The following is a 21702-nucleotide window of genomic DNA, read 5'->3' as shown; positions in this document are numbered from 1 at the left end:
CACACCCAAACCACCACGAACATCAGCAACCATGCAACGTCACCACGGACCCCACCACACACGAGCCGTAGAGGCACCAGGGGCAGACCGCAGCACACACCACCACCCCGTACAGACCACACGCCCGTCGGCGGCGCTTTCACCATCACACTCACCGCCCGCATCACGGCCCTCATTCGTCCTGGCCGCCACCCCCACCTGATGCGGCCAGGAAGCCAGGACGCCGCACAGCGACAAGGACCGTAAGGGGTCAAACGCCCCGGGGCCCCGAGTTACTCAGGGCCCCGGCCAGCGGCCAGCGGACATTGGACAGCGGCCTCAGGATGACCGCACGCGTGCCGCTTCTCCCTGGATGGGGCCCGGTTCCGTGCCGGGCTCGACCCTGGGCAACGTGGCACACGTCGTGCCGGTGATCTCGGGAAACAGGTGCCAGAACCGGCCCGTCATGGAACTGACGGACCGGCTGACGGTGGCCACCCGGAAGCGGAAGTCACCGCGGTCCGGGGCCCGCCTGGAGTGGGCTTGGACCTGCACCGCCAGTTCGAGGTCGGGCGGCGCACGGGCAATGACCGTCGTCAGGGTCGGCGCCAGCAGCGCAGCGAAGCTGCAGGCCCGGATCCGCTTCGGCCTCGCCGGTCCGGCGACCTTTTGTCGTGTTGCGGGAGGCGGGTGACATTCGCGTTCCGGGCAGCGGCTGCGCGCATTCGGAGGGTCTCGTCGTGGTCCGCACCTCGTCCTCGACGGACGCCCGGTAGTACGTCCTACGTGGGTGCCTGGAAGCCGCCGATCTTCTGCTCGAGCAGTTCGGCCAGCCGCAGCGGGGTGCGGTCCTCGAACATCGGCCCGATGAGCTGCACTCCGACGGGCAGGCCCTCGGGGGACCGGCCCGCTGGTATGGCGGTGGCGGGCAGGCCGGGCATGGTGGCCACACCGGCCCAGACGAGCTGGTCGAGGTACGGGTACTCGACGCCGTCGATGTCGATCCGGCGTCCCCTCGGATCGGGGGTGTGGTCGTGCGGGAACGCTGGAGTGGGCGTGATGGGACACACCACCGCGTCGAACTCGGCGAACAGCTGCCGCCAGCCGTGGCGGTGGAGCTCGCGACGGCTGTTCACCTCGATCCAGTCGCGATGGCTGAGCACCATGCCGCGCAGCCGCGCCGCATCGAGACTCTGGTCGTCCGCGCTCAGTCCGGCGGCGTGGGTCCGCAGCTGCTCGTACGCTTCGACGGGAAAACGCGCACTGGAGCTCGAGAAATGCAACTGCGTGTAGAGCGCCGCGGCTTCGGCCAGATCGGGCAGCAGCGCACTGTGCCGTTCGACGCGGGCACCGCCGTCGACAAGCGCGTCGGCCACCCGGTTCACGCCCGCCCGCACAGCGGACCCGGTCGGAATGAGCGGATGCGTGTCGAGGACGAGGACTCGGAAGTCGCAGAGCTGTTCGTGACGCGTGGGCGGCAGCGTCACGTCGTGCGCCACACCGAGCGTCAGCGGGTCCGGTCCGGCCATGACGTCGAGCAGGAGCATGAGGTCGCGGGCAGTGCGCGCCATCGGACCGACGACGGCGAGGTCAAGGTCGACCGGCAAGGCCGGCGCGGGCGGCGGGGCCATACCGCGGTTCGCCGCCAGCCCGAGTGTCGGCTTGTGTGCGTAGACACCGCAGAAATGTGCGGGGGTGCGCAACGAACCGCCGATGTCGGAGCCGATGGACAGCGCGCCGAATCCGGCCGCCAGGGCCGCCGCTGATCCGCCGGAGGATCCACCCGACGTGCGACCGTGATCCCACGGGTTATTGGTGGTGCCGTAGATCTCGTTGAAGCTCTGGATATCTTGCAGCCCCACGGGCACATTGGTCTTACCCAGCACCACCGCGCCCGCGGCCTTGAGCCGCGACACCTGCACCGCGTCCTCGGCCGGCATGTAGTCCCGGTGCAGCGGCATGCCCCAGGTCGTGGGCAGCCCCGCGATGTTGTACGACTCTTTGACCGTCACCGGAACGCCGAGCAGCGGCCGGTCCTCACCGCGGGCGCGCGCCTGGTCGGCACCGCGGGCGGCGGCCCGTGCACGGTCGAAGTCCGGCACACAGATCGCGCTGATCGCCGTGTCGTCCCGCTCGATACGGGCGATCGCCTCGTCGGTCAGTTCCGCCGAGGTCACCTCACCGGCGCGCAAGGCAGCCGCGAGTTTTTCGGCCGTCTGAAAATTCCCCTCCATGAATCGGACCGTACTGGCCTGTGTGGCAGGCCATGAAATGCCGCTTCGCGCAATGGGATTGGGGTCTCCATACTCATCATGTTTCTCTCGAGCCATAGACAATTCGCCCGACCGCCGGCGATGGCGACGCGCGGCGGGATCGGTGTCGGCCTGGGAGTTCAGGAGACCTTCAGCGGACACCCGCGCGTACTACGCTGCGGGTCTGGGACGCCGTCAACCACGAGCCGATCGGCGACCCGCTGCCCGGTCGCCGATATCCGCAAGCGCAGACACCGGCCGCCGCGGGTGAGGCGTGCGGCGACGTGCAGCAGCCGGTAGCGGAGCTTCTTCGGCTCGGCAGCCGCGAGTTCACCGTCCAGCAGCAGGACGCGCATCCAGGCCAGCAGGTCGATCGCTGCGAGGCTGAGTTCCAGCAGGCGGCATTGATGTTGAAGTCGCGGGAGGGGAAGCGGCCGAAGCCGGTGGTCTTGCCGCACCGGATGTGGTCCTCGACGCATGCATGGCCGCGGTGAGGGACCTCCAGGACTGCGCGGAGCCGCCACCGGGGTAAGGGGTGTCGGTGAGGAACACCTGATGACGCAGGGCCTCGTCCTGGTCGAACAGGGACAGCTGTGCTCCGGGGTGCGGCCTCTCCCGGCGCACGATGATGCGGGTGCCGGCCGGATAGCCGTCCAGGTCGACCATGCCGGTCAGCTCGGCGACCTCGGCGCCGTCACGCAGTGTCCCGTCCTGGTCCAGGGCAGGATGCCAGAGGTGGTTGGGCATGGCCCGAATGGCGCGGCGCCGCCAGTGTTGGCCAGGAAGCACAGCAGCGGGTGGTGGCCGAAGCCGCCCTTGTAGGTGGGTGCGGCCTGCTGTTTCTCGGAGTGGCAGGTGATCAGCGGGCATCGAGGTCCAGGACCAGACCGGGCAGCGTGCGTCCCGCGGCCCGGGCCGCGGGTATGCCCTCACCGTGCTCGGCGGCCTGCAGCCAGGCGACCTCCCGGGCCTGGGCGCACTGCCCGCCAACGCAATCGGCTCTGCCGTAGGGACGTACTATCGTAGCAGCGGTCACGGTGATCGGAGACCAGTGAGTAACAACCTCGAACCGGCGGGCGCGACGTGACATCACGCAGTGCGAGCCCTGGCTCGCCGTCGGCGTTGCGTGCCCTGAACCGTGAGCGCGTGCTGGCGGTGTTGCGGGCGTACGGCGGGATGGCGCAGGTCGAGCTGGCCAAGGAGACGGGTTTGGCGCCGGCGACGGTGTCGAACATCATTCGCGATCTGGCGACCGCTGGCGACGTCGTAGTCGAGTCCGGGCACGGTCGCCGGCAAAAGGTGCGACTCGCCCGGCAGGTCGGGGTCGTCGTGGGAGTGGATTACGGCCACCGTCATGTGACCGTGGCGGTCAGCGATCTGGCCCACGAGATCCTGGCGGAGAAGCGCGCCGACCTTCCTGCCAGCCTGTCGGCGGCCGACGGCATGGCGACCACCGCCCGGCTGATGACGCAGGTGCTGCGGTCGGCGGGGGTCCGACGCGCCGAGGTGGTGGGCGCGGGAATGGGTCTACCCGCCCCGATCGACTGGACCACCGGACGCGTCGGGTCGCCGTCGATCTTGCCCGGCTGGGTGGGTGTCGATGCGTCCGCCATGGCCACGGAGGCGCTCCGTCTTCCTGTCCAAGTCGCCGTCGACAACGATGCGAACCTCGGCGCGCTGGCCGAACGGCAGTGGGGTGCTGGTATCGGGCTCACGGACCTGGTGTACGTCAAGTTGTCGGAAGGCGTCGGCGCAGGACTCATCGTCGGTGGCCACCTGTTCAACGGCATCACCGGGACCGCAGGCGAGATCGGGCATACGACGGTCGACGAGTTCGGCGAGGTGTGCCGGTGTGGCAACCGTGGATGTCTCGAGACGCTCGTGTCCGCTCGCCGAGTCGTGTCGTTGCTGGCTCCGGTTAGCGACACCGAACTGCCGGTGAGCACCATCGTGAGCCGGGCCGAACAGGGTGATCGAGCGTTCGCTCGTGTGCTGCACGACGTCGGTCGCCAGGTGGGCAGGAGCCTCGCCGACCTGTGCAACCTCCTCAACCCACAACTGATCCTCATCGGCGGGGAACTCGCGCAGGCGTCGACGATCTTGATCCCTGCGATCGAGCAGGTGGTCGCGCGATGTGGGATCCCGGCGGCGTCCACTGCCGTCCGAATCGCGCCGGCTCAGCTCGGAGCTCGAGCGCATGTCCTCGGCGCCGTCGCACTTGCTGTGGCCGATGCCCACACGCTGCACGTCAAGGCTCGTGACGCCGACTCTTCAGAGACTCATTAAGCCTTTCTCGGTAACGTCTCGCAACTCTTGGTAATCTTCGCTCAGGTGGTGCGGTCGTCTTCGAGCTGGAGCAGGACGAGGGCGGCTCGGGCGATTCGGGTGATGGCTGCGGGGTCAAGGCTGACCCGGAGCAGGGCGTTGGCGCGTTCGGCGACGGCGTGGACGCCCCGGATCACAGCGTTGAACGCGTTGTCAGCGTAGGCGAGTTCACCGCCCTTGGGCTTTTTGACCGGGTGGCGGAAGCCGTCGCCGACGTTCTCGTAGCCGAGGCCGGTCAGGGTGGGGATGCCGAGCGTGGTGGCGATCCGGTTGAGGGCGTCGACGAGGCCGTGGGCGCGGGCGCAGGTGGTGTTGTGCTCGCGGCCCGGACGGACCGGGGAGACCCACAGCGGCGGCCAGCCGTCCGGGGTCGAGATGACCTGCACGTTCCGCCGTGGTGCTTGTGTTTGCCGGACCACCACAGGTCCGCGCCGTTGGGGCCGGCGGCGACCACGCGGTCGGTGTGGATCACGGTGCCGTCCAGGTTGAGGCGGGTGTACCCGGCTGCTGCCGCGCGCTCCAGCGCGGTGGACAGATCGGGTGCGTCGTCGGCCAACACGGTCAGGCCCTCGTGCAGGTAGCAGTAGGCGGTCGGGGCCGGGATGCCGTTGTCCCGGGCGAGTTGGGCCAGCTGGGGTGCCGTCGACGAACCAGCGCAGCACGAGCACCGCCTGCCTGAAGACGCCCAGTGCGCGGGTGCCCTTGCGGGTCCCGAGTCGCTCGCGGTGTCCGCGCAGCAGCTTCGCGAGGTGCTCGGCGGTCGCCCTACGTACATCGAGCACGGCGGTGTAGGTGATAGTGGACGACACGTGAAGCCCCTGGTCGTACCGAACGTGATCTTGGCAGACCCGTTCCTATCAGGGGCTTCACGAAGGCGTGTCCTGAACTCGCCGTGTCGGAAGCTGGGTTGCTTCAAGCAGGCCATGCTCGTCCTCCCCCACCCGCGGAAGAACGAGACGTTCGCCCAGGTGGGGGCCGCGTTCGGGGTGTCCGAGTCGACTGCGTGGCGGTACGTGGACGAGACCGTCGAGGTCCTGGCCGCCTGGGCGCCGGGCCCGCACGAGACCCTTATGGGTCTGGGCGAGGGCGACTTCGCCATTGTCCCCAATCGTGTTGTCAAGCCGTAGCAGTGACGGGAGGTGAGACGTGGTAGCACTCTCCGTCACGGATCATCGCCCACAAGACATTGAACCGACGGCGGGCGAGGGCCAGGACCGCCTGCTTGTGTCCCTTGCCTTCGCTCCTCTTGCGGTCGTAGTACGCCTTCGAGACCGGGCAGCAGCGCAGGCTGACCATGGCCGACAGATACATGGATCGCAGCAGTCCGCGGTGGTAGCGGCGGGGTCTTCGAAGGTTGCCGCTGACGCGTCCGGAGTCGCGAGGCTGCGGGGCCAGGCCGGCGAAGCCCGCCAGTCGGTGCGCGCTGCCGAAGGCGTCCATGTCTCCGCCAGTCGCGGCGAGGAACTCAGCGCCGAGCCTGGCACCCATGCCCGGCAGGCTCCGGATCACCTCCCCGTGTGATCCAGGACGGCCAGTTCGCTGTGTGCGCACGGAAGCCACCATGCCCGCCACGCCGAGATCAACGACCCGCGGGCTTGTTGATCGAAACTCACTTCAGCTTTGAACTCCACACTCGTCCTCATCGGACATTTACATGATCAGTCTTCACCCTCGCCCGATCTCGGAATAGCGGGACAAAAGGTATCTTCATTTCTTGAACATACATAGAAATTCTTACGCTAGTCGTTTCCATCTCTTGTATTTCGGGTGAGCACCCTGTTGTATATGGCCAACCCAAGTCCAGCGCCGAGTGCTCCTGGTCTCGGCATATCGAAGGGGTGAGGCATGAGCGAAGGCAGTGCGCTCACCAATCAGCAGTCAGAAGATGAACAGTCGTCCGGCAAGCGTGTCATCCGGATCGCTGCCGTGGCAGCGCTGGGCGGTCTGTTGTTCGGCTACGACAGCGCGGTGATCAATGGCGCTGTCGCATCGATCCAGGCGAACTTCCATGTCAGTGACGGCGCGCCGGGAGCCGCTGTCGCCTCAGCGCTTCTCGGCGCGGCGGCCGGGGCGATGACGGCCGGCCGGATCGCCGACCGCATCGAGCGACTGAAGGTGATGAAGATCGCCGCCCCGTTATTCCTTATCAGCGCGGTCCGCACGGCCCTCGCCCCAGAAGTGTAGACGCTGGTGATCTTTCGGGTGGTGGGCGGGATCGGGGTGGGCGTCGCGTCCGTCATCGCACCCGCTTGCATCGCCGAGACCTCGCCCGCACACATCCGGGGTCGACTCGGTTCCTTGCAATAGCTCGCGATCGTGCTAGGGACCTTCCTTTCCCTACTCGTCGACTACGTGTTCGCGCATGCGGTCGGCGGCGCCAACAACGAACCGGCGTTCGGACTGGCCGCCTGGCGATGGATGTTCATGGCCATGGCGCTCCCCGCGGTGGTCTACGGGGTGCTGGCGTCGGCGATCCCCGAATCACCGCGCTACCTGGTCGCCGCGCAACGCATTCCCGAGGCAGGGCGGGTGCTGACGCTTCTGTTCGGGGAGAAGAACCTCGAGCTCACCATCACGGCGGAGCACAACAGATCCCGAACGCGCAGGGTGTGCTCGAACCGCACCTGGCCGGGGCTGGCGGACCGATCGCGCTGGTGGCAGCCAACCTCTTCGTGGTGTTTTTCGGAATGAGCTGGGGTCCGGTGGTGTGGGTGCTGCTCGGCGAGATGTTCCCCAACCGGATTCGCGGTGCCGCCCTGTCGCTGGCAGCGGCGGGCCAGTGGGCGGCCAACTGGGCCATCACCATCAGCTTCCCCAGTCTCAAGACCTTCTCGCTGGGATTCGCCTACGGCATGTATGCCCTGTTCGCCTTGCTGTCGCTGTTGTTCGTCACCAGGTTCGTAAAGGAGACGAAGGGCATGTCGCTCGAGGACATGGACGAGGCCGTCGGCATCGAACACCCGACCGCCACAGCCTGACCGCACGCACGAATCACTACTCCGGAGTTCATCATGTCCGCATCATCGCCAACGCGTCCTGGCCGGGCCATCGCGGTACTTGGACCGATTCCCCGCGATCACATCACCACGCACCGCGGCGAGGTGATCGACAAGTACGGGTGTGTCCTGTACACGGTCGCAGCTCTTGCGACACTGCTGGGACCCCACGACGTGGTCCGCCCCATTGTCCACGTACGGGCGGCCGACCTCGACTCGATCCGAGCGCAGATCGCCGGGTTCACGAATGTCGACCTGACGGGCATCCGTGCCGAAAGCGACCGGGGCGACGTCGTTGAACTGACATTCCGGGACCAGAACTTCCGCACCGAGCGGCAGACCGGTTTCATGCATCCGATTTCGCCCGCGGACGTCGAATTCGCGCTCGACTCGGACGCGTTCGTGTGCGTACCGATCACCGACTACGAGGTAGCCCAACCGACACTCGCGTACATTCGGGCGAACAGCAACGGGATAATCCTGCTGGACTGCCACGGACCGACTGTGGCGCTCACCGCGGCCGGGCAACGGGTCGGCCGACTGTGGATCGACCGCGACGCGTGGCTTCCGACGATCGACATCATGAAGATGAACCTCGAGGAGGCCGGGTGCGCGTGGTTCCCGCCGCCCGGCAGTGATCCGGATCAGTTGGGCGCTCCGCTGGCGAAGGAGCAACTGCCGGAGTTCGCAGCACACTGTTTGAACAACGGAGTCAAGGCTGTGTGCGTCACGCTCGACGAGGATGGCTGCGCCTTGTACTTCCGAGAACCCGACGGTTCCATCCGGGAGGAAATGGTGCCTCAGATCGTGGTCGAGGACGTGGTGGACACCACCGGATGTGGCGACTCCTTCGCCGCCGGAATGGCATTCGGCTACCTCGAGTCGGGCGACTTCATCACCGCCGCCCGGTACGGCAACGCGATGGGCGCGCAGCGGTGCTCCGGCAAGGATCTGTCCGTGTACCGCACCCTGTCAGAGACGACCGCGCAGATCCGGGCCGCATACGGCAGCGAGGCAGTGGCGCTGTGAACACCAGTACTGATGCCTCGCCCGACACCGCTACCTGGGTGGTGACCGAAGACGGCTGGGATCCCGCTCGGGCCAACTACTTCGAGACGGTGTTCACCGTCGGAAACGGACGCCTCGGCACCCGAGGCAGCATCGAGGAGCGGCACACGGGAGCGTTGTCGGGGACCTTCCTTGCGGGCGTGTACGACGCATTCGACTCACCCGTGATCGACCTCGTGAACGCCCCGGACTGGCTGGTCACCGAGGTCGACGTGGACGGGCAGCGGCTGGATCCCGAGTCCGCGACGATTGAGTCGCACCGCCGTCAACTCGACCTTCGGGCGGGTGTTCTCTCGCGACAGACGGTGTTCGTCACGACCGATGGGAAACGAATCCAGCTGCGCACCGAGCGATTCGCGAGCATGGCGGATCGAGACCTGTGCCGTCTGCGGGTGGCGGTGACGCCGCTCGACGGTGCCGCCGAGGTCACCGTCAGGACCGGAATCGACGCGCACCGGCGCAACCTTGAGAGACTTCCGTCCTATCCGGACGGGACATCGTTCGGGTACGACCGGAAGTGGGACAAGTGGGCGCTGTCCACCCATCTCCGCTGCGCTGGCAGCGGGTTCGACGGTGACATCGGACACGTCGAGGCCCGCACCATCACGTCGGACATCGGTATCGCCTTTGCCTTCCAGGCCACGACCGCGACCGAACCCCTCAATACCCGCACGCTGCGCCGACGCGAATACGTCGGCGTGGAACTCGATTTCGAGATCGACGCGGGTGAGACGGTGACGATCGACAAGGCCGTGGGAATCGCCACCAGTCGCGACTTCGACAGGGACGCACCCCCGCTGGAACGAGCAGTGGCCACCGTCCGTCGCTCGGACAGCTTCGACACGGACGCGAACGCGTCGAAGGACGCCTGGGACGCCCTCTGGTCCGATTCGGACTGTGAGATCGTCGGTGACGCCCGCGCCTGCCTTGCCCTCCGGTTCTCGATCTACCATCTGCTGATCGCCGCCAATCCCGACGATCCCACGGTCAACATCGGCGCGAACGCGCTGTCCGGGGAGAGGTATCGGGGACACGTGTTCTGGGACACCGAGATCATGATGCTCCCGTTCTTCCTGTTCACCCAGCCTCGAACCGCACGGTCTCTTCTCGGGTACCGCCACCACACCCTGTCCGGCGCACGGGAGGTCGCCGTCGCGAACGGGACCACCGGCGCCCGGTACCCGTGGGAATCGGCGGACACCGGCCGTGAGGAGTGCCCGCAGTTCACCGCCGACGGACAGAACCGCTTGTACACACGCGAGGAGCAACTCCACATCACGGCCGACGTCGCCTACGCGATTCTGCGATACACGGACGTCACCGGGGACGTTGACTACCTGTACGGTGAGGGCGCGCGGATACTGTTTGAGACGGCCCGGTACTGGGTGCAACGCTGCGCGACCGACGGCGACACGATGGTGTTGCGCACCGTAATGGGCCCCGACGAGTTCCACTCCCACATCGACAACAACGCGTTCACCAACCGCATGGTGCGCTGGCACCTCGAGCGCGCCGCCGAGGTGTACCGGAACATGGACCAGCACCGCCCGCAGCAACTGGCCGCCCTGGCCGACACCATCGGTGTCACCGACGACGAGGCCACTGGCTGGGCGCACACCGCCCGGCGGATCGTCGCACCGACGAACCCCGACTGCGGGGTGATCGAACAGTTCGACGGCTACTTCGACCGTGAGATCGTGCCGATCGCCGAGTGGGACGTCAACGACATGCCGCGTTATCCCACAGGCTACAACCACTTCAACTGCGAGGGCACCTCACTGCTGAAACAGCCGGACGTCGTGATGCTGATGTTCCTCCTACCCGACGAATACAGCCTGCCGACCCGCCGCGCGAACTACGAGTTCTACGAACCCCGAACCCTCCACAAATCGTCGCTCAGCCCATCCATCCACGCCATCGTCGGCCTACAGGTGGGCGACCCATCCAAGGCCGAGCGCTACTTCGCGAGGTCGGCGTTCGTCGACCTGGATGACAACCAGGGAAACACCGAAGACGGCATCCATGTGGCGTCCGCGGGCGGCACATGGCAGGCAGCCACACATGGCTTCGGCGGATTCCTGGCCACCCACGACGACATCCATTTCTCACCCGCGCTGCCGGACTCATGGCGGCGCCTGCGCTTTTCGACCCACTGGCGGGGACACGCGATCCGCGCCGACCTCGGTCACGACGACGCGAGTTTCGAACTGGTCGGCGACGGTCCGGACCTCACGATTACGGTGTGGGGCGGAAAAGTGGTGCTCCGGCCTGGAGAGACGACGGTCGTACAGCGCCCTGGAGCGCCGCGATGACGGCGCCACACCGGAGACTGCCGGTGTTCGCCGCTGCCGCGGTGCTGTTCGACCTGGACGGCGTCCTCACCGACACCGCGTCGGTGCACCGCCGTGCGTGGGCCGACCTGTTCACTGCGTATCTCGGAACCACAGCCCCGGACAAGCCGCCGTACACCGACAATGACTACTTCACACTCTTGGACGGCAAGTCACGCATTGCCGGGGTGCGAGCAGTGCTCGAATCACGCGGCATCGACCTGGACGACGGAACGCCCGACGATCCCCCCGGCACCCCAACGGTCAACGGGCTCGCGAACGAGAAGAACGCCACGTACGGCGAGATCCTGCGGAACGAGGGCGTCAAACCGTTCGCCGACTCGTTGCGGCTCGTCGACGCACTGGCCGAAGCGCACATCCCCCTCGCGGTGGTTTCCAGCTCCCGCAACGCTCGCGCCGTGCTTGCGACAGCGGCCCTGCAAGATCGATTCGCCGTCGTGATCGATGGTGTCGACGCCGCACGGTGCGGCCTGCGAAGCAAACCCGCGCCCGACACATTCCTGGCCGCGGCCAAGCTGCTCCATGTCTCGCCCGAGCACTCAGTGGTGATCGAGGATGCCGTATCAGGAGTCGAAGCCGCGCGCGCGGGCGGCTTCCACGTCGTTGCCGTCGACCGCGGCAGTAGCAGACAGTCGCTGGCGGAGGCGGGCGCCCACGAGGTCGTGGCCGATCCCGCGGAACTGCTCCAGCGGGCAACTCCATAGTGGTGGTGCGGTAGCGAAACGTTGGTTACCCGCACACTGGGTGCGCAACAGCGACCGGCAACACGCCGATCGCGGCCGGCTGATCAACCACCACCAACAGAGGCCCGTGCTGCGCGAGCTTGTTGAGTCGGCGTGCTCCTGTGGGTGCCGGAAATTATGTCACCCGGGCTGACCTGCTGTTTCGGATCTGCCAGACCTCACCAGGCCGCAAGCCGCTCTGAGGCAACAGGCCCGTCCTGGTGATACGGCTGATCTACCTGCTCGCCTGCCAGACCTTCCGATGGCTTGCCCTGCTCGCTCGCTCGAGTGCAGCGAAAGACACAGAAATCTTGATGCTCCGGCATCAACTCGCCATCGCTCGACGTGCCCAGCCACGGCCCCGCTTCTCGTGGAGTAACCGGCAGAAGATCAAGTAGAGCGGTCGCAGACCCACAATCAGTGATCATGCCCATACATGGACGATCACAAAGCCCCAGGTCAGCGACCGTACAGCAATAAAGACACCCTTCAGGCTGCCCGAACCAGTAGGTCGCCCATCGTGCTGACCTCGGTGCACTGGACGCGCTCGGTCACGAGGTGCTCCCGGCGCGGTTCACCGGGGTGCTGGGTATCGCCCCGGGATTAGCTAGGCGGAGGCGTCCTGAAGAGCGGGGGGGTGGTTGGAGTCAGAGGCGGGACTGCAGCTGTACTCGTGAGCTGACCCCCAGTTTGCGGTAGGTCCGGGTCAGGTGCTGCTCCACCGTGCTGGTCGTGAGGTAGAGCTTGCGGGCGATCTCCCGGTTGGTCAGGCCCTTTGCCGCGGCCTTGGCGACCCTCCGCTCCGCATCGCTGAGGGCAAGCATGTCGACTTCCGTCTCCTCCAGCACGTCCGGCGCGCCGACCCGCCGAGCGGGTTGTTCTGCGAAGCACGCCTGCCTGATGCTGTTGGTCTTGCGTGCCACTGACCGCGCCCGGCCAGCATCACCAAGTTGGGTGTATGCATCGTGCAGGGCGGCGAGCGCACTCGCCAACTCGAACTTATCCCCGCTTCGGTGCAGCACATCCACAGCCTCGCACAGCATAGGTGGTCGGAGGTGCAGTTCGCGGGTCGCCGCCAGCAGCCGCATGGTGCGCCCGCGCACCCGCATGTGGCCGTCTGTGCCGATCCGGCGCAGCTGCTCGCGAGCGTAGCGCGCGGCTATTTCGTGGTCCCCGAGTTGCAGGTGAGCGGCGGCCATCTCCGTGCGCCACGGCAGTGTCTCGGTTTGGGCCATCCCCCACTGGTCGAGCAGGTCAGCGACGGCCTGGAAATCGTCGAGGGCGACCTGGGCGAGACCGCGCTCGACGTAGTGACGGCCGCGCGCCAGCAGGTAGGACAGGCCGAACGGCGTCTCGAACATCACGTCCGGCACTCGCAGGGCGAGCGTGCGTGCCGCTTCGTCGTGTTTGCCCTGCAGCGTTTGCGCCGTCAGCAGGGTACTCAACGGTTCAGCGGCCAGCACGCCCCATTCGGCGACCGGGATGAGTTCGAGCGCGGCGGTCGCCCGGGAGACCGCGACGCTGAGCGAGCCCCGGCGCAAGGCGATGTCCGCTGCGATCGCGCAAAACAGCGCACGCCAGGTGGGCGCCTGGAGGTCGAGACAGGTCTGCATCAGTTCCCGGCACCGCTGCTCGGCTTCCTCCAATCGCTCGGCATACACCATCGTGTGCAACGCGAGAATGAGCGGCAACAGATTGACCTCGGTCAGCGGCTGTTGCCAAAGCGCCTCGTCGGCTTGGACCAAGCGTTCCGCGGTTGCCCCCTGGTGGTGGGAGCTCTGGAAGTGTTCGAGCAATCGATAACCGATAGCGCCCGGAGGCATGATCGGCGTGCCGTTCGTCCTGCTCTCGTCGGCCACGCGCCGGAAGATGCCCGGATACATGTCGGCCAGCCACATCCGTACCATCTCGAACTCCCATGAGGGCCGGGAGCCCGGCGGCACGTCGGCCGCCAGCCGGGAGAGCACGGAGCAAGCATCCTCCACCCGCCCCTGGAGCAGCAGCATGATGATGGGCATCGTCGCGTGCCGACCCCGAAGTCGACCGCTCAGCATCGCCTCGGTCAGCTCGGGCAGATGCCCGACCGAGGCTCGCAGATCGTCCCGCCACTCCGCCCGCAGCAGCAAGGCCAGAATCTCCACCCGACGCCGGCCGTCGGTTTCGACCTGGTACGCCAGCCGCAGCAGCTCTGTGGCCCGCCGCGAGTGGCCCTCCTCCAGCGCCTGCTGCGCCCCCTCCACCAGGTTCAGCACGGCCGAGGGGTCGTCGAGACGGCCGGAGGCGACGAAGTGCTCCGCGATCGTCAAGGAGTCCGCACCGCACGCCTTGAGCAGATCCACAGCGCGCCGGCTCAGCTCGGATCGATCCGCGGCCGAGAAGGCGTTGAGCACGGCGCTGGCCATGATCGGGTGCCGCATCCGGCCGGCCTCCACCAAACCGGTCCGGGTCAGTACCTGCATGGCGACAGCGACCCGGTCCGACGCGACGCCGACCAGCCGGTCGAGGTACGCGAACCGCGACGGCTCACCGATCACCGAGATCGCACCCGCGACCCGCAACGTCACCGGATCGCACCGGCGCAGGACGAGCTGGACCGCCCGCTCGAACTCGGGCCCGGTGTTCAGCTCGGCCGGCGGGCCATCGCCGCGGGTGGCAGCCCGACTGTCCTCCAGTAACGCATGCAGCAGCAGCAGATTGCCACCGGTGAACTGGTGTGCCTCCGCGGCCAGTTCCGTCGAAACGGACTCGAGGAGTCGCTCGGTCATGACCTCCGCGACGCCGCTCGACGACAGTGGAGCCAGCAGCAGCCGCCGCAAGTAGGCCTGTTGGTAGAGTTCGGCACACAGTAGCCGGGAGTTGCTCGGAGACATCTCGATGTCGTCGTCGCGCCAGCCAAGGACGATTAGGATGCGGGCGAGCCCGGCACGGCGGATCAGATAGATCAGCCAATCCTGGGAGAACGCGTCGAGATACTGTGTGTCGTCAATGGCGATCACCACCGAGCTCTGCTCGGCCAACTCCAGAACCGCCGTCGCCAACCCGTCCAACACCCGAGAGCGACTCACCCCGTCGCACTCCGCATCGGCGAGCAGCTGGTGGTCGAGCAAACCACGCACGATCGCCGCCCTGTCGCGGTCGAAAACCTCACCAGCAAGCAACTGACGCACGATGCCCAAGGAAAGCGAGCACTCGGTCGGCGCCCCACTCGCCCGGAGAAATCGCGCCCCCGCCCCACGAGCCCGGCTGCCGAACTCCTCGATTAACGCTGTCTTACCGGTCCCGACAACCCCCTGAAGCACGACAACCCGCACACCCCCAGCCGCGGACTCGGCAAAAGCTGCATCCAGCTCAGCGAGCTCAGACTCTCGCTCGATCATGCACGATATCCTGTCCCTCATGGAGCGGTTCCTACGTCGCACGCACTGACAGACCGCGCGGAAGAAGGATCGGAAATACGGAAATCGACCGATTAAGACTAGAGATCAATGCCACAAAACTGATTCGACCATCCGTAGGGCTGGCATTGGCCACACCAATGGCCACACCCATGTCTACCCCAGTCGATCACGCCGTTGAACCTGTGGGCAGAATGGTGAACCGCCCCTGGTTCGATCTCAGTTGGTGGCTGCGAGCTGGGGGTTCGTGGTTGCTCGGTAATAGTTGGCTTCGTATGCCACAGGAGTAGTTGGCTTCCTATGCCACAGGCGGTATGTGCCCTATCTCACCGTGGAGCCGACGGTGGTTGTACCAGTCGACCCAATCGGCGGTGGTGAGCTCGACGTGCGAACGCGGCGTCGGCGTCGAGGGACAGATCGAGGGCGGCAGCCGCCGCCACTCCGAGTTGCAGCAGGTTCTTGCGCAATGTGGTCATACCTTTCAAGACTCTGGCCGGGCCCGCGAGGCCGACAGAGTAGAACATTCATTCTCCAGATAGAATGTACAAGGAGGGTCGCAACGTCAATAACGAACGTTCTGCCTCTAGTTGGACTGCTAGACCTCCTTGATCTGTTCCTTGATCTGTTCCTTGATCTGTCCCTTGAGTTCTTCGTCCCGCACGGTTCCTGGCGAGGGCGCCAACTCGCGTTTCCTGGCTGCGTAGTAGGTGGAGGGGGCGATGCTGATGCCGTGTGCTGCCCGCACGGTGCAGCCGAAGCAGTCCCGCAATCTCGTCGATGAACACTACGAGCGCGTGTGTGGCCGGTCGAGCTCGGCCGCGAAAAAGGCCGAGGCCGCCTTGCGGATCCCGTTCGCCCGCTTCAGCTCGGCGATCTCCTTCTTCAGGGCCTTGACCTGCGCGGCCTCCTCGGTCGTCGTTCCCGGCCGCTGCCCGGTGTCGATCTGGTCCTGGCGGATCCACTTGCGCAGCGTCTCGCGCGAACCGATGCCGAGCTTCTCCATCACCGCGTTCAGCGCGGCCGTCTCAGTCGGATAGTCGTCGCGGACCTCCGCGACCATGCGGACCGCGCGCTTGCGCAGCTCGGGCGGGTACATCGAGGGTCGTGCCATGCCTCGGAATCCATACACGGAATCGAGTCCCCACCTCACCCGGGGCAGTTCACCGACCCCGACCCCGAACTCGTCGCTTACGGCCACGCCTCCCTCCACGATGCCCAGCGAGTCCACACCCGCCCGGCTCAACGGCTCGGCGGGATCCATGTGCTCGAGCCGGGCACCCTGTTCGGCCAGCACGTCGATCAGGAAACGCGCCACAGTGTCGCGCGTCACCGGCCGGAATCCCGGTGCACCTGGCGGAATGCGTTGATGCTGCCGAGGTGCCGGGCACGCTTGTCCTTGTCCCGCACGCCGAGGCCCTCTTCCGGCGCGAGGCACAGCACGCCGACCTTGCCGTGGTGCGCGTTGCGGTGCACGTCAAGCGCGGCCTGGCCGGTGTCCTCCAGCGCGTAGGACTTCGACAGCGTCGGGTGGATGAGCCCCTTGTCGATCAGCCGGTTGGCTTCCCACGACTCCCGGTAGTTCGCGAAGTGCGATCCGACGATCCGCTTGAGGTTCATCCACAGGTACCGGTTGTCGAACTGGTGCGTGTACCCCGAGGTGGACGCGCAGGTCACGGTCCTGCCGCCCTTGCGGGCCGCGTAGACCGAAGCGCCGAACGTCTCCCGGCCCGGGTGCTCGAACACGATGTCCGCGTCGTCGCCGCCGGTCAGCTCCCTGATTCGGGCGCCGAACCGCTGCCACTCCTTCGGGTCCTGGGTGTGCTCGTCCCGCCAGAACCGGTACCCCTCGGCGCTGCGGTCGATGACCAGCTCCGCACCGAGGCGGTGGCAGATCTCCGCCTTCTCCGGACTGGACACGACGCACACCGGGATGCCGCCGCCGTTGAGGACGTATTGCGTGGCGTACGAGCCGAGCCCGCCGGAGGCACCCCAGATCAGGACCACGTCGCCCTGCTTCATGTTCGCACCGTTGCGCGACACCAGCTGCCGGTACGCGGTCGAGTTGACCAGCCCGGGGCTTGCCGCCTCCTCCCACGTCAGGTGCGCGGGTTTGGGCATCAGCTGGTTCGCCTTCACCAGGGAGATCTCGGCGAGGCCACCGAAGTTGGTCTCGAAACCCCAGATCCGCTGCTCGGGATCGAGCATCGTGTCGTCGTGGCCCTCGGGGCCTTCCAACTCGACGCTGAGGCAGTGCGCCACGACCTCGTCGCCGGGCTTCCAGCGGTGCACCCCGGGCCCGGTCCGCAGCACGACACCCGAGGCGTCCGAGCCGACCACGTGGTGGGGCAGGTCGTACCGCTTCGACAGCGGGGACAGCTTCCCGTAGCGCCGGAGGAACTTGAAGGTCGGCAAGGGCTCGAAGATCGAGGTCCAGACCGTGTTGTAGTTGATCGCGCTCGCCATTACCGCGATCAGCGCCTCACCGGGCCCGAGCTCCGGTGTCGGTCCTCCGCGTGCAGCGACTTGCGCGGGTCCTTGTCCGCGCCGGCGATGCCCTTGAACATCTCGGTCTCCTCGGCGTGCACGGTCACGCCGCGGTAGCTCTCCGGCACCCGCAGCCCGGCCAGCGTGCCCGGGTCCCCGGTCAGACGGCCTGCTGGATCTCCTTGATCTCTGCGTTCGGCACGGCTTTCCTTCCTTCGCTGGTCCGGTTCACGACAGGAGGCCCGCCTCGGCCTCGTCGTCCTCGCCGGCGGCACGCTCACCCGGGTGCCACCAGCCGTTCCCGTTCGCCGGCGGTCGTCCGGCCGCGGAGTCAAGGGGGTTGTCACCGGGCCTGCTCAGCCACTCCCGCAGCGCTTCGGCCCACCAAGCCGTGTCGACGACCCATTCGAGCGCCGGCTGGTCCGCCAGGTGCACCTGTCCCGCGCGGACGCGCGCCAGCTCTTCGGTCCAACCGGCGACGGCGGGTCCGAGAACGGCCTCCGGGTCGGCGACCCCGAGCGCCTCGCCGATGACCGGCCAGCCGATCCCCTCGGCCCGTGCGGCCACGACGGCCCTCTCCACGTAGCGGGAGACCAGCTCGGTCAGTGCTCGCCCGGCGCGCAGCGCGGCGAGATCGGTTTCGTGCGGCCAGTGGTGTTCCGGGACGACCGTGTGCCGCGCGCAGCGAGCAACCGCCCACGCTGCCTGCGCGGCGGCGACTTTCGCATGCAGTGCAACGGGAAGCCCGTCGAGTTCAGCGTCCGCGCGCGCGTCGGCCACGGCTTTCACCGGTCCCCGGTCCGGATCGTGCCGACCGGCAGCCGTTCCGTCACCGAGACCACACCTCGCTCGCTGAGAACCAAAGTGTGCACACCTCCGTTGCCACTGCTCACGGGCTAACAGGCCCGACTTCCGGATCACGGACTCGACCACGTCCACCCCGCCGGCCCGGGCGGCACGGCCGGGGGACGTTCGCGCCGTGGGGCCGAGCAGAGCCCGGCCCTGCGGCGCGATGCGAAACGGTCAGGCTCAGTCGCGGTGCGCGGTGGCCAGCGCCTTGCTGCGCCACGGGGCGATGTGCTCCGCAACCATCGCGTTCTTGACCTCGAGACGCTCGTAAGCGTCGCTGCCCACCAGCAGGTGCGAGGGCAGCGTCTCGCCGTCGGTCACCTCGACGATCAGCGCCGCGCCCTTGACCGGGTCCCCGGGCTGGGCGTGGTTGGCCGCGTCGACCCCGTCGCGCACGAGGTGGGCGGGGGTGCCGTCGTAGGCCGCCAGCCGCGCTCCGGAGACCGACAGGGAGCTGGCGTCGAAGAGGTCGGTGCGGAACGCCCCGGGCTCGACGACCATGCTCTGGATCCCCAACGGACCCAGCTCGGCGGCGAGGGCTTCGCTGATGCCGGCGACCGCGAACTTCGAGGCGCTGTACAGGCTCACCCCGGGCTCGCCCTCGAACCCCGCCCGGGAGCCGATGTGCACGATCTTGCCTTTGCCGGCAGCACGCATCGTCGGCAGGACCGCTCGCGTCACGTTGATCAAACCGAAGACGTTGACGTCGAACAGCGACCTGGCCTCGGCGTCGGTGACCTCCTCCAGTGCACCCACCAGCACGCGACCCGCGTTGTTGACCAGCACGTCGATCGTGGCGAACCGATCGACGACCTGCGCGACGGCACGGTCGATCTGGGCCTGGTCGGTAACGTCGAGGGTGACCGGATGGCATCGCTCGGCGCCGCGCAGGTCGTCGGGCAACGCGTCGACACGCCGGACGCCGACGGCGACGTCGTGTCCCGCCTCCAGGGCATGCCGGCCTATCTCAGCGCCCAGCCCTCGGGCGGCTCCGGTGATGAACCATGTCGCCATGACGGAAACGTCTCCTTCTGCAGGCATCGGTGCTCGCTGCCGGACCGCGGTCCACGGTCCGGCGAAGTTCCTTCTTGATGTGGCGGTGTCGCTCGCGGTGGGCGGTGGCTATTCGGCCCCGTTCTGCGCGGGACCCGGAACGTGTTCGGCCCGGTCGCGTCCGATCCGACGGTGTCCCGGCTGCTCACTGCGCTGGCCGGCGACCCGGTGCGGGGTCCTCGCTCCGGGTCGCCGGCCAGCGCCGCGGCCCCCAAGACCGTGTGGCGATGCGCCGGTGCCACAGCCCCGGACCACGAGATCCCCTGGCCGCGTTCGTCGACCACGGACAGGCGTGTCACGACGGCACGGTCAGGCCCCCCCGGCCACCTCGTCGGCGTACTTGCGGTTCATGTGCTCGAGCGCCGCGCCGGCTGCGATGCTCGCCTCCTCGCGCCGCGCGAGAATCCGGGCCCGGGCGTCGTGGGACGACTGGGCGTGGGTCGTCCCTGATCCCTGGAAGTGCGGGGCGACCTGACGGGCGACGAGTTCCCACGAGCGCCACTTCGCCGTCGGGTCGGCCCAGTCGTGCGCCAGCAGCAGCACGGTGCCGAACCCGCCGGACTGGTCGACCATGCGCTGGATCTGGCGGCGGACGTCGTCGGCCGTGCCAATCGCGCCCAGGCCCGATTCGTTGACGAACTCGATCAGCTCCCGCGTGCTGCCGTCGGGCAGCGCGAGCCCAGGCGTGGCCGCGTTGTCGTTCAGGTGCCTCGACCAGTCCCGCAGCCCGAACTCGACGTCGCGGTATGCCTGCTCCCGGGTCTCGGCGACGTGCACGTTCGTGACCAGCCGCCAGGTCGCGCGGTCGGGCGCCGGCCGTCCCGCGTGGGCGGCGCGCTCGGTGGCGATCCCCCAGTGGTACGCCAGCGCGTCGAATCCGTCCTGGCTCATGGTCGCCCCGAGCGAGATCAGGCTCGCACCGCGGCTGCCGGCCAGGCGCGCGCCGGTCGGCGACGCCGTCGCGGCCACCGCGATCTCGAAGCACGGCTCGGTGAACGGGCGCAGCTGCAGCGTCGCGTCGACCAGCGTGTGGCTCCCGACCGTCGTGGTGACCGACTCACCGGCCAGCAGCCGCTGGATAACGTCGAGATGGGTCTCGAGGAGCTCGCGGCTCTCGGTGGGGGTCATGCCGATCATGGCGACGTCGGAGGGCAGGGAGCCGGGACCGACCCCGAGCATCACCCGGCCCTGCGTGAGGTGGTCGAGCATCACCATCCGGTCGGCCACCCACAGCGGATGGTGGTACGGAAGCGAGGTCATGCCGGTCCCGAGGCGGATCCGGGTGGTGCGCTCCGCTGCCGCCGCGATGAAGATCTCGGGCGAGGCGATGAGGTCCCGACCGGTCGAGTGGTGCTCCCCGATCCACGCCTCGTCGAAGCCCAGCCGGTCGAGGTGCGCCATGAAGTCCAGGTCGTGGCGCAGCCACCACGTCGGGCTCTCCCCCAGCGGGTGGATCGGGGGCAGGAACGCACCGAAGCGCAGACTAGTCACAAGTTCTCCACCAGGTCGGCGTTCACATCAGTCACTCGCGGCCGCAGCGCTTCCACACGACGGGCGGTGAATGCGCCGGCGATGAGCCAGCGCGGACGGGTGTGCTCGGGCGGGTCGGTCGGCACCTGGCGCACGTCCTCGTAGCGCGTGACCAGCCAACCGGTCTTGCCGTCAGCGAGCCGGAACCGGGTGACCGGACGGTCCCGTTGCAGCTCGTTCAGCTCTGGCGGGGGATGGAAGAGTGACGGCGCGGGCGGAAAAGGGGTCAAGACTGGCGCTTGGTCGGCGTGAACCATGAATTAGCCTCCGGAAAGCTGCGTGCGCCCCACGGTAGGCTCTGCGACTCGGCGAGCCATCCCCTAGTTTTCCCGGTGAACCATCCCCTAGTTGTCACAAGGCATCTCTGGGGTCTCTGGGTCACCCTCCCCATGCCCGACCTGGCGGCGGGACTCGACATGCAGGGGCCGGCAGGCCCGACGTGGACGGAGCTGGTCTTCAGCGTCGTGGCGACCACACAGAGCCCTTGGGAGATCGTGAAGCCGCCCAACAGCCCGAGCATCGTCGCGGCCAGGTCCGCGGGCTCCGCATCGGGCAAGCGCTCCTCCTTCGACCAGATGGCACCGTCCGACCCAACCGGAGCCACGGGAACGGCCCGGCACCACGGGCGCCGGGCTGAGACGCCGCCCGGTGACACGGTCGGTCTCCGACATTGATCGCGACCTACCCAGGTTGTGATC

Annotated in this window: 15 protein-coding genes and 6 pseudogenes; 7 read left to right on the top strand and 14 right to left on the bottom strand. The window is 67.6% G+C overall.

What is annotated here, in order from left to right:
• Nucleotides 1-318 precede the first annotated feature (318 nt).
• From AC4BEG_RS29820 to AC4BEG_RS29810, 3 genes and pseudogenes are all read right to left on the bottom strand, one after another.
• Nucleotides 319-534: a lantibiotic dehydratase gene (locus AC4BEG_RS29820; RefSeq protein ID WP_490702785.1), complete on the bottom strand. Its 216-nt coding sequence runs from the start codon at nucleotides 532-534 to the stop codon at nucleotides 319-321.
• Nucleotides 535-761: 227 nt separating this feature from the next.
• Entirely contained in the window at nucleotides 762-2213 is a 1452-nt protein-coding gene (locus tag AC4BEG_RS29815; RefSeq protein WP_490702784.1) for an amidase, read from the bottom strand.
• A gap of 245 nt (nucleotides 2214-2458) precedes the next feature.
• Nucleotides 2459-3207 (bottom strand): annotated as a pseudogene (locus AC4BEG_RS29810) (transposase); the annotation flags it as partial.
• A gap of 170 nt (nucleotides 3208-3377) precedes the next feature.
• Here AC4BEG_RS29810 and AC4BEG_RS29805 point away from each other — a divergent pair.
• The gene (locus AC4BEG_RS29805) at nucleotides 3378-4517 is read left to right on the top strand and encodes an ROK family transcriptional regulator (protein WP_490702783.1); all 1140 of its coding nucleotides are present in this window, start codon (nucleotides 3378-3380) and stop codon (nucleotides 4515-4517) included.
• A gap of 41 nt (nucleotides 4518-4558) precedes the next feature.
• On the opposite strand, the pseudogene AC4BEG_RS29800 reads toward AC4BEG_RS29805, so the two are convergent.
• A pseudogene (locus AC4BEG_RS29800) lies at nucleotides 4559-5338 on the bottom strand (transposase family protein).
• A 90-nt stretch (nucleotides 5339-5428) separates the two neighbouring features.
• On the opposite strand from AC4BEG_RS29800, the pseudogene AC4BEG_RS29795 reads away from it, so the two are divergent.
• Nucleotides 5429-5674 (top strand): annotated as a pseudogene (locus tag AC4BEG_RS29795) (helix-turn-helix domain-containing protein); the annotation flags it as partial.
• On the opposite strand, the pseudogene AC4BEG_RS29790 reads toward AC4BEG_RS29795, so the two are convergent.
• Nucleotides 5673-6074 (bottom strand): annotated as a pseudogene (locus tag AC4BEG_RS29790) (transposase); the annotation flags it as partial. The pseudogenes AC4BEG_RS29795 and AC4BEG_RS29790 overlap by 2 nt on opposite strands.
• 327 nt (nucleotides 6075-6401) lie before the next feature.
• On the opposite strand from AC4BEG_RS29790, the pseudogene AC4BEG_RS29785 reads away from it, so the two are divergent.
• From AC4BEG_RS29785 to AC4BEG_RS29765, 5 genes and pseudogenes are all read left to right on the top strand, one after another.
• Nucleotides 6402-7247 (top strand): annotated as a pseudogene (locus AC4BEG_RS29785) (MFS transporter).
• Complete coding sequence (locus tag AC4BEG_RS29780; protein WP_490702782.1) at nucleotides 7211-7534, top strand: MFS transporter; 324 nt, start codon at nucleotides 7211-7213, stop codon at nucleotides 7532-7534. The pseudogene AC4BEG_RS29785 and the gene AC4BEG_RS29780 overlap by 37 nt, the downstream one beginning before the upstream one ends.
• 33 nt (nucleotides 7535-7567) lie before the next feature.
• Complete coding sequence (locus AC4BEG_RS29775; RefSeq protein WP_490702781.1) at nucleotides 7568-8581, top strand: carbohydrate kinase family protein; 1014 nt, start codon at nucleotides 7568-7570, stop codon at nucleotides 8579-8581.
• Between the two features lie 38 nt (nucleotides 8582-8619).
• Complete coding sequence (locus tag AC4BEG_RS29770) at nucleotides 8620-10932, top strand: glycoside hydrolase family 65 protein (protein ID WP_490702780.1); 2313 nt, start codon at nucleotides 8620-8622, stop codon at nucleotides 10930-10932.
• Between the two features lie 23 nt (nucleotides 10933-10955).
• Nucleotides 10956-11675, top strand: coding sequence for an HAD family hydrolase (locus AC4BEG_RS29765; protein WP_490702779.1), 720 nt, complete (start codon nucleotides 10956-10958; stop codon nucleotides 11673-11675).
• A gap of 665 nt (nucleotides 11676-12340) precedes the next feature.
• On the opposite strand, the gene AC4BEG_RS29760 is transcribed toward AC4BEG_RS29765, so the two are convergent.
• The 9 genes and pseudogenes from AC4BEG_RS29760 to AC4BEG_RS29720 form a co-directional block, all read right to left on the bottom strand.
• The gene (locus AC4BEG_RS29760; RefSeq protein ID WP_490702778.1) at nucleotides 12341-15070 is read right to left on the bottom strand and encodes an AAA family ATPase; all 2730 of its coding nucleotides are present in this window, start codon (nucleotides 15068-15070) and stop codon (nucleotides 12341-12343) included.
• Between the two features lie 316 nt (nucleotides 15071-15386).
• On the bottom strand, nucleotides 15387-15506 hold the full coding sequence (locus AC4BEG_RS29755) for an integrase core domain-containing protein (RefSeq protein ID WP_490707251.1): 120 nt from the start codon (nucleotides 15504-15506) through the stop codon (nucleotides 15387-15389).
• Between the two features lie 177 nt (nucleotides 15507-15683).
• On the bottom strand, nucleotides 15684-15833 hold the full coding sequence (locus tag AC4BEG_RS29750) for a hypothetical protein (protein ID WP_490702777.1): 150 nt from the start codon (nucleotides 15831-15833) through the stop codon (nucleotides 15684-15686).
• 39 nt (nucleotides 15834-15872) lie between these two features.
• Nucleotides 15873-16418, bottom strand: coding sequence for a transposase (locus AC4BEG_RS29745; protein WP_490702776.1), 546 nt, complete (start codon nucleotides 16416-16418; stop codon nucleotides 15873-15875).
• Nucleotides 16415-17736, bottom strand: a pseudogene (ccrA, locus tag AC4BEG_RS29740) (crotonyl-CoA carboxylase/reductase). Before ccrA ends, AC4BEG_RS29745 begins: the two are co-directional and overlap by 4 nt.
• A 64-nt stretch (nucleotides 17737-17800) precedes the next feature.
• Nucleotides 17801-18352, bottom strand: a complete 552-nt coding sequence (locus tag AC4BEG_RS29735; protein WP_490702775.1) for a hypothetical protein — start codon at nucleotides 18350-18352, stop codon at nucleotides 17801-17803.
• 249 nt (nucleotides 18353-18601) lie between these two features.
• Nucleotides 18602-19435 (bottom strand): SDR family NAD(P)-dependent oxidoreductase, encoded by an 834-nt coding sequence (locus tag AC4BEG_RS29730; protein ID WP_201875085.1) that lies wholly within the window; start codon nucleotides 19433-19435, stop codon nucleotides 18602-18604.
• A gap of 348 nt (nucleotides 19436-19783) precedes the next feature.
• Nucleotides 19784-20965, bottom strand: coding sequence for an LLM class flavin-dependent oxidoreductase (locus AC4BEG_RS29725; protein ID WP_490702774.1), 1182 nt, complete (start codon nucleotides 20963-20965; stop codon nucleotides 19784-19786).
• Complete coding sequence (locus AC4BEG_RS29720; RefSeq protein WP_490702773.1) at nucleotides 20962-21261, bottom strand: hypothetical protein; 300 nt, start codon at nucleotides 21259-21261, stop codon at nucleotides 20962-20964. Before AC4BEG_RS29720 ends, AC4BEG_RS29725 begins: the two co-directional genes overlap by 4 nt.
• Between the last annotated feature and the right edge of the window lie 441 nt (nucleotides 21262-21702).

Source organism: Streptomyces sp. JLBJ103, from assembly GCF_058215575.1.
Note: the sequence above shows the minus strand (reverse complement) of the source record. Positions and strands in the feature narration are given on the sequence as shown.